The 1370-nt window shown below is 67.4% G+C and carries 1 protein-coding gene; it reads right to left on the minus strand.

The window, feature by feature from the left end; genetic code table 11:
- On the minus strand, positions 1 to 1370 hold a 1370-nt coding region (locus EOA27_RS36605; RefSeq protein ID WP_145970836.1), incomplete at both ends, for a sugar ABC transporter ATP-binding protein.

Raw genomic sequence — 1370 nt, forward strand, 5'->3', positions numbered from 1 at the left:
CGGCTACGCCGATCACTTCGGGCAGCTCGCTGGAGATCATCAGGATGGCGATGCCCCTGCCAGCAAGGCTGTCGATCAGCCGGTAGATCTCCGACTTGGCGCCGACGTCGACGCCGCGCGTCGGCTCGTCGAGGATGACGACCTTGGGCTCGGTCTCCAGCAGGCGGGCAAGCAGCACCTTCTGCTGGTTGCCGCCCGACAGCGAGCCGGCATTGGCCTGCGCCGAGCGCGTGCGGATCGAGAGGTCCGCAATAGCCTTTGCCGCGCGCCTGTCGGCGGCGGTGAAATCGCGAAAACCGCCGGCGCGCGCGTCCTTCGCAAGCACGCCCATATTGATGTTGTCCGCGATCGACATGTCGAGGAACAGGCCGAGCTCCTTGCGGTCCTCGGTGAGGTAGGCAATGCCGGCCTCCAGCGCCTCGCGCGGCGAAGCAATGGCAAGGGGCTTGCCGTCGAGTTCCAACTCGCCTGCACTGCGGCGGTCGGCGCCGAAGATCAGCCGGGCAAGCTCGGTGCGGCCGGAACCGACCAGCCCCGCCAGCGCCAGGACTTCGCCGTGGTGAAGATCGAACGAGCAGTCCTTCAGCAATCCGCCGTCCGACATGCCGCGCACCGACAGCGCCACGCGGCGCTGTCGGTCCGGCGGCCGGTGATCCTTCTTGTAGAAGGCCGAGAGATCGCGGCCGACCATCATCGAGACCAGGCGCGATGCGTTGAGGTCGGCGCGCTCGAGGGTGCCGACATAGCCGCTGTCGCGCAATACGCTGACCCGATCGGCGAGCTGGTAGACCTCTTCCATGCGATGGCTGATGTAGATGATGGCGATGCCCTGCGCCTTCAGCGTCGCGATCACCTCGAACAGGCGGTCGGTTTCGCGCGAGGTCAGCGAGGTGGTCGGCTCGTCCATGACGATGATGCGGGCACTGGTCGACAGCGCGCGGGCGATCTCGACCAGCTGGCGCTCGCCGAGCGACAGGCTGGAGACCAGGGCGCGCGCCGAAAAGGAAACGCCGAGCCGCTCGACGATTTCCCTGGCGCGGCGGTTGCACTGGTCGCGATCGACGATGCCGAACCTGCGCGGCTCGTTGCCGAGGAAGATGTTCTGCGCCACCGTCAGGTTCGGCGCCAGCGAAAGTTCCTGGTAGATGACGGCGATGCCCTGGGCGCGGGCCTTGATCGGATCGCCGGTGGCGACCGGCGTGCCGTCGATCAGGATCTCGCCGCCGGCATCCGGCCGATAGGCGCCGGACAGCACCTTCATGAGCGTCGATTTGCCGGCGCCGTTCTCGCCCATCAGCGCATGCAGCTCGCCGGCATTGACGGTGAGCGATACGTCCTGCAGGGCGCGGACGGGACCGAAGGTCTTGGAG

The sequence above is a fragment of the Mesorhizobium sp. M2A.F.Ca.ET.037.01.1.1 genome (assembly GCF_003998075.1).
Classification (GTDB): Bacteria; Pseudomonadota; Alphaproteobacteria; order Rhizobiales; family Rhizobiaceae; genus Mesorhizobium.